6 protein-coding genes and 1 pseudogene are annotated in these 6815 nt (G+C 36.7%); 2 read left to right on the top strand and 5 right to left on the bottom strand.

All coding sequences use genetic code 11. The features are described from left to right. Positions 1-306: 306 nt before the first annotated feature. The 5 genes from H538_RS0117745 to H538_RS0117715 form a co-directional block, all read right to left on the bottom strand. Complete coding sequence (locus H538_RS0117745; protein WP_026678732.1) at positions 307-705, bottom strand: hypothetical protein; 399 nt, start codon at positions 703-705, stop codon at positions 307-309. Between the two features lie 15 nt (positions 706-720). Continuing rightward, positions 721-1035 carry a hypothetical protein gene (locus H538_RS0117740; protein WP_026678731.1) on the bottom strand — a complete coding sequence of 105 codons (315 nt, stop codon included), beginning with the start codon at positions 1033-1035 and terminating at the stop codon, positions 721-723. A gap of 558 nt (positions 1036-1593) precedes the next feature. Beyond that, entirely contained in the window at positions 1594-2754 is a 1161-nt protein-coding gene (locus H538_RS0117730; protein ID WP_026678730.1) for a hypothetical protein, read from the bottom strand. A gap of 79 nt (positions 2755-2833) precedes the next feature. Beyond that, positions 2834-3298: a hypothetical protein gene (locus H538_RS0117725; RefSeq protein WP_026678729.1), complete on the bottom strand. Its 465-nt coding sequence runs from the start codon at positions 3296-3298 to the stop codon at positions 2834-2836. A 446-nt stretch (positions 3299-3744) separates the two neighbouring features. Beyond that, the gene (locus H538_RS0117715) at positions 3745-4047 is read right to left on the bottom strand and encodes a hypothetical protein (RefSeq protein WP_026678727.1); all 303 of its coding nucleotides are present in this window, start codon (positions 4045-4047) and stop codon (positions 3745-3747) included. 843 nt (positions 4048-4890) lie between these two features. Here H538_RS0117715 and H538_RS0117705 point away from each other — a divergent pair. Both H538_RS0117705 and H538_RS0117685 read left to right on the top strand, forming a co-directional pair. Next, a complete protein-coding gene (locus H538_RS0117705; RefSeq protein ID WP_026678726.1) occupies positions 4891-5280 on the top strand; it encodes a type II toxin-antitoxin system PemK/MazF family toxin in 390 nt (129 codons plus the stop codon). Positions 5281-6599: 1319 nt separating this feature from the next. Further along, positions 6600-6815: pseudogene (locus tag H538_RS0117685) on the top strand (IS21 family transposase); the annotation flags it as partial.

Genomic DNA, 6815 nt, shown 5'->3' with positions numbered 1-6815 from the left:
TATAATTTTGAACAACTCCCTCCCAGAGGGATTGTCCGGTAAACGTGGGGAATTTTCAACCGGAACTATTGAGTATTCTATCACCGGATTCTACAGAGGAGGGATGTGTCAGAGATACTTAAAACAGGACGAGTTATGTAACGGAGACATTTATAAACCATTCAAGAGAATAAAACGATAAAAAGGGAGTATATCGCTCAATTAATAGAAAAATTCCCACTGATAACGGTAAAAATAAGCATTTTTCGAAAAAATATAGACGGGTAGCTTTTCATTGCTTCCGTCCATAGAAATGTGATTTTTTTATTACGCAGTATCTTCTCGAACAAAAGTAATCTTTGTATTGGTTAATTCGTCTAGTGAAGGAATTCCAAATGATCCAAAGCCCCTCCTGTCGATAAATTCAAGAAATTCCTTTATATCATTTTCATCTTTCAGTCGATAGCTTTTATTGACCACGACAAACCCGAAGAAGTATCCTTTGGAAATTCTGAATTCGGTTGCGGATAAGAAAGCTTTGCTTTTCCTTTCTGAAAGAACCAAGCTACCATAGTACAATAAACAAACGAAGAGAATTTCAACTGGAAATCTCCAAGGGAATGAAAAGAAAAAAGCAAGAATGCAGGTAATGGTACAGAGCAAAACCGTGACGAGTAGTAGCATTATTTTTTGATGGGAATATTCTACAACTCCCCGATACGTCATAGGTAATCACATCCCTTAGCCGTGAATGAGGAATGTTTTTAAGCCATTAACCAGTAGGGAATTCTCCAACAATTTATATTTTTCGATATCGATGTGTAACGTATGGTAGGAATACATGACTACCACATCAAATCGTTCCGCATTTTCAATAAGACGGAACAGTTCAGGGCGTGCTTCGTCTGAGTCGCAGTGATCCAAGAAGAATTCCGTCCTTTCTTGCGGGATAAGTTGCTCCTTTACAAATTGGTTGATGGCTTCTTGTTGTTTTGCAATAGTGCGGATCGTTCTGCCCCGAATATAAAACGCTACATTCTTATTGGAAAAGTCCATCGTTGTCCCTCCTAGGCGGATAAGCTATGAATGAAAAGAGAGCCTAATGGCTCTACTCGGCAAGTTTTGTTCATTCGTTATCTGATGGACGGAAACCATCAATATTTTTCCGCCTGAGAATCCGTTTTACTACGTTTGACAATCAGGAGATGCAAACTGCCCAATCCAATCAGAAACAATCCTGTATAAAATACGAAATGAGGTGTAATAATTGCATCCATAGCACCCAACATGTTACTCGCCCCTTTCTTTACCAAGATAAGTATGAGAGTGAGTTTCTTTGCTTATTCCAAAATTTTCAATTTGGTGGAACCCAGTATAAGGCACAAGGGGCAAGAATGCCAAGGAAAAATTTTACGAATTCAAAAGTATTCAGGCAGGTATTAGAGCTTTGCATTTTCCATAAGAATGCTTTAGCACCAAGGACATCGGCACACATATGTATGGTTAATCCCTAAACTGACGTTCGTATCTGTTTGAGAAGCCTAAAGGTAGTTATGTATTACTGGTTATCGTTTGTTTGCTATATGGAATAATCCAGGTGTTGTTATCATTTGGTCAAGCGATATGAGATAAGTCATTTTTCGCATTGCATTTCTCTATACCGATTAATGTTATTTCATTGTCAACATTCTCTCGCCTTTGTCTTTCTTCGTATTCCGCTATTTTTTTCTTTAAAAATTGCTCATATATTGGGCTATCCCATGGTTGTAGGTAGTATTCGTTTAATAAGGCTTTAAGGAACTCGATATTATCTACAGAGCCAGATTTCAATTCCTTCTCAATTTGTCTCATTCTTTTCTTTATCCATTGGTCGAATCTTTTCTGGTAACGCTCTTTTCTTAGTTGCTTTCTAAATTCGTCCAATTCGTCTATGGATAAACCACAGGCTGCTGCTTCGTTAAGCAAATATTCATCTTGAATCATCGCCAGTAAATAAGCATACAGCTTATGTAAGTCATTCATTTGTGATTTGGTATAGACGGAAAAAATGGCTTTTTGGAGAACCATATAATTTAATTCTCTGTAGCGTTTGGTGTAGTACTTCTTTATGGAGAAGAAAAGTTTAAATACATCATTCTGGGCTTGTTGAACATGAATACCATGTTTCTCAACCAAACAGAAGACCTGATAACGCAATTTTGTTTCCATTTGATGCGGCTTGTCTTTTGGATAAATTTTAAAATTGTTGATGTTCTCCTTGGAAAAGTCGATTTCTTTCCAATTTCGATTGATTCGTTGTTCAAATGTGCCGTTCAGGCGGTCTCGCAAATTGTTTATGTATTCTAACCATTTTTCTTCACCCAACCAATTTTTATAAAATGTACCTACTTTAATGGGTTGTTTAGGTTCGGTTGCAAAGAGGGGTATGCTAAATACCGTAGCCGTTCCTTTTTTACCATCCATAATAATAAATCCGACACTCTCGAGTTCTTGCCAAACGGTCAATCCATTACGTTTTTTGCTTTTTTGCCGAAACGCTGAGCAGGATACCCCTAAATCGGAAGCGAGGTCTTCTTTTAGATAGGAAAATTGAAAATAGTCCCCAACAATCGTGGTTTGTTCACTGCTCAAATGCATGATATATTTATAAAGGCGGTAGCCAACCTTAAATGCTAACGGACTGAGGCTACTTTCATGAACTTCACAGAACCATTTCCAAGCTAGTTTGATTAATTGGTTTGGTTGATAATGTTGCTTTGATGGATGATTTGCCATTGTGTATTTCTCCTTTCATCATGTCAAATTTGTCATTAATATTTATTGAATATTCAGATAATAATTGCGAAAAATGTGATTAATCGGTAAATGTAACTTCCTGTTGTCCAAGTTCCATTTGTTCAAGCTTAAAAATTTCTTTTTCAAGCAGTTCTTTGCGGTAAATATCTTCATACTCTTCTCTGGTCAAGCCGAAGTAGTGCTTTTTGAAAATAAACTCGGAATACTCGACCAAAAGGCGAAATTCGTCCATTGTAAGGTCTTCCGTCATTAGACTGTTTTCATCTTCAACAAATGTGACTCCATATAAGTATTGAAGGGCGTAGATAAGGTCATTGACGGAACGGTGTGCATATAGTTCTGTATCAGTCTTGGATGCATGGTCAACATGGATCCAATTCAAAATTTCGGTTGCTTTTGTTCCAAGAAATGATGGATAGTTGCCCTTCTCTATGTTTTCTAAAACCTCAAAGCCATAAATGCACTCTGTATGTATGTTATTAAATCTTTCTTTTATCTTTTCTTGTGAAATAATAAATTTCATTTCAATCACTCCTTAAAAATTGATTATGATTAAGTATGGTTATCATACACTGGATTTTTGATTTGTCAAATTTGTCACAATTAGGTTTAGAACTTGCCATAGGTAAACTCGGAAAACTCAACAAGAACATGCAAATCTTCATAGGTCAAATCCTCTGGTTGAATAAATGGGCATCGCTCTAAACTCGATATTAAATCGGCAATGATTCTGTTTCGGAATAGTCCCGTTTCCCCTTTGTTAAATTTAATCCAATTCAGGACTTTCACTATGTCTGGATGAAAATCTGAACCAAGATTTCTCTTTATGTAACTTAGAATATAGGAATGGGAGTATCCATCCAGCATTGAATCAATGTTCACTAAATATTCCAAGCAAATAGTCTGATATGGGAATATTTGAGAATATCTTTTGTAGGCATCCAGCGTGTTCCTATAGGTCTGCATCCTTTATTTCACCTCGGCATTAATTTGCAAATAAGTAGTTTCATTCAACAAAGCGAATTGGGTGTTTTGTTCGATTACAGCAAGTATTTGGTTATAAAGCTTGTCATTTTTACGTTCTAATCTTCTGGAAAGCGTTATTCGGACAATTCCATCAAGCAATCTAGAGATGCCGATTCGTATTCCCCCAGACACGTAAAGGCTATACCCATTCTGGTGTGCATTTGGTTCAACATGGGTAAATGGTGCAAAGAGTTCCATAACTGTCTTGATGTCTGCCGTTGAGTAAAAAACCTTTTTACTTACCACGGTATGTTCCTCCTTTGTTCTTATTTTGTTCGTATTATAGTTATATATCGAAAAATGAAAATGTCAAATTTGATAAAATGAACCTTGGTATTGTGACGACTCGATAAGGTTGCAGTAATAAGAGATAAACTGTGGTTGGTTTTTAGGTGTCAAAGTTTGACGGCAATTAATATGCTTTTTTCCACTGGTACCAAACAACAGCTTATTTTGAAGAAAACAGGGGAAATACAGACGTTTCAAGGAGGAGTTCTTGGTAATAAGGAGTTATTTTGAGAAGTGTGCAAATCTACCACGATTTCAGGTGCTTAGAAAGGGTGGCAGGTGATGGATGTCCATTCTTTATGAAGAATGGGGGGTATTGATCTAGAGAGATGGCACATCATGTTTGGGGGCTTTCGCCCCCTTGTTCCTTGGTAAACGAATGTCTGGATGTTTGGGGCTGTTTTTAGGATTCAATTCTGAATATTTATCCAGCCCTTTATTATTTGGAACGATTGTTCATGATATTTGGAGGCTTTCGCCCCCTTTGTTCCTCGGTAAAAAGAATGTTTGAACGATGGTGAAACCGTTAATATAAGAACCGAACAACGGATCCAGAAACCCTTATTTATCAAGAACCCGAACTTGATTTTTTATCAAGGATACATCTTTGATCCAATTCGATGAGTCGGAAATGGATGAAATGTTATTTTTGGTAATATTATTTTAATATTTTATTATATATGTCCGCAGATTTTGACGCTGTCAAAAATTGACGGTTAAGTCGCTAGTATAAAGATATTTTTGGAAAATTCGATCATCCATTATACTTACGTATCCAAACAGAAAAGGAGCGTAAGTGTGATGAAAATAGAGAAGAAGGCAACTTTTTATTACCAAAAAAAGAATCATCTAGTCGTAAAACGTGGTGAATTGTGGGTAGCAAACGTAATGGGTCTGGATCCTTTCAACAGAAAAGAAACCATTCTTCTTATTCTGCAAAATGATATCGGCAATCGTTTCTCACCAACAACGATTGCTGTCTTATCGGCAACCGATGACCAGGAGGATGATCGTTTTATTGAAACCATTTACCACAAAACGAGTGATGGCTATTCAATAATTCGTCTGGATGTCTGCCTGTTGACGACCGTTGACAAGAGGGGAAGGTTAATCGAGCGGTTAGGCAGAGTGAACGACTGGAGCCTTGAAAATATTGAGAGAAAGTATTCGGGGTTATTGAAGGGAGCATAATATAATTATTTTTATAAGAACCGCTTTGTATTTCAGGCAAGGCGGTTTTTAAATTTTTAAAAAAAGTTGTTGACAATCGATATCTAGCCTATATATAATCACTAACACAGCTAGTAAAATTTAGCTGATAGATTCTTCTGAATAAGGGGTGTGGTTCATAGGGCGGTACTGAATACAATTTAATTTAAAATTTATATACCCAAGTAATTCTAGTGCCTGTAAAGGGCGCTGTAATTCTAAGTGCTTTCCATTGGTAGGATCGGCTAAGGGTACATTCTAACCTTGCTGGTTAGCCATATAGAAGGCACCAATCACCTTACAACTTAAATGCTGTTGATTAACGACTTCCAAACGGGATAAGTATGTCCGTTAGGGAGTAAGATTCTGGCTTAGTAAAGGGCAAAATGTGTCCATTTCTAAGCAACAGCATTCCACTTGTAAGAGGTTGGAGTGTTACAGGTACTAGAATTCCTTGGGTTTTTAGTTTTTTAAGGAGTTCTGGTATCACAGCCAGGCTCCTTTTTCTTTTGTTCCTTGACATGATAAATAAGGATTTTGGTGGTTTGACCGCCACGGTGTTTGGGAACACCGTTACGGAAACCTAGTGCGCACCCGTTAACCCTGATAATGGGGGGTGATAGTGGGTAAGACCTACGCATAAAGCTCACCTTCTTTAAAGGTGAAGATCGCACGAAATGCACCTCAACAGTTAGAGGAATTATTATCTTTTAAAATTTTGGAGGTAATAAAAATGAAGAGTAGTTCAATGCGGGAAGAATTTAGCTATAAACATAAATATGAGACACTCACTGAACAACTACTTTATCTTTCTTTTCTTTTATCAATAATGTTTTAGATATGCTTTTGGAAATAGAAGAACTATCAGAGAGGTATGTTATTAAAGTCTGGGTAAACAAGGAGTTATTTAGTTACTTAGAAGAGAAAATGCTAATTACTCAATTGCCCAAAGATATTAACTCTGAACTGAAAAGAAACGACAAATATCAAATAACCTATTGCAGTTTTTTATATAAGTGTGGCATTGAGTTATGTATTAGATTAGGGCAAGAAAAACGGTTCTCTAGTGGTATATTATTTCCCTACAATTGTCTAGTTGAAAATGATTTCGACCAATACAAATCGGACTTCAAATTAGACGAAGAATGCAAAGAAGATTAAGGCAAACAGAAATTAAGAACTTGACGGTGTAGAATCCGGTGATAGAATACTCAATAGTTCCGGTTGAAAATTCCCCACGTTTACCGGACAATCCCTCTGGGAGGGAGTTGTTCAAAATTATAACGAATGGGGAATTTTTTATGATCAAAGAAATGAAACAAAAAGGAATGTACATTACAGACATTGCTAATGAATTAGGGTGTGACAGAAAAACCGTCAGAAAGTGGCTTAATAAAGATGAGCTACCGGTATATAAAAGAAAACAACGTCCGAGTAAACTGGATCCTTATAAGGATTATATTCGCCAGCGAATGGATGAAGGTTGCTTTAATGCGGTGGTAATACTTGATGAAATT

It is taken from the genome of Fictibacillus gelatini DSM 15865 (assembly GCF_000430745.1).
Classification (GTDB): domain Bacteria; phylum Bacillota; class Bacilli; order Bacillales; family Fictibacillaceae; genus Fictibacillus_A; species Fictibacillus_A gelatini.
The sequence above is the reverse complement of the archived record's forward strand: the minus strand, read 5'-3'. Positions and strand labels throughout refer to the sequence as shown.

What these genes read in the sequence shown, in the direction of transcription:
- H538_RS0117745 (WP_026678732.1), bottom strand. Translation starts at nt 705, where the DNA reads ATGACGTATCGGGGAGTTGTAGAATATTCCCATCAAAAAATAATGCTA.
- H538_RS0117740 (WP_026678731.1), bottom strand. Translation starts at nt 1,035, where the DNA reads ATGGACTTTTCCAATAAGAATGTAGCGTTTTATATTCGGGGCAGAACG.
- H538_RS0117730 (WP_026678730.1), bottom strand. Translation starts at nt 2,754, where the DNA reads ATGGCAAATCATCCATCAAAGCAACATTATCAACCAAACCAATTAATC.
- H538_RS0117725 (WP_026678729.1), bottom strand. Translation starts at nt 3,298, where the DNA reads ATGAAATTTATTATTTCACAAGAAAAGATAAAAGAAAGATTTAATAAC.
- H538_RS0117705 (WP_026678726.1), top strand. Translation starts at nt 4,891, where the DNA reads ATGAAAATAGAGAAGAAGGCAACTTTTTATTACCAAAAAAAGAATCAT.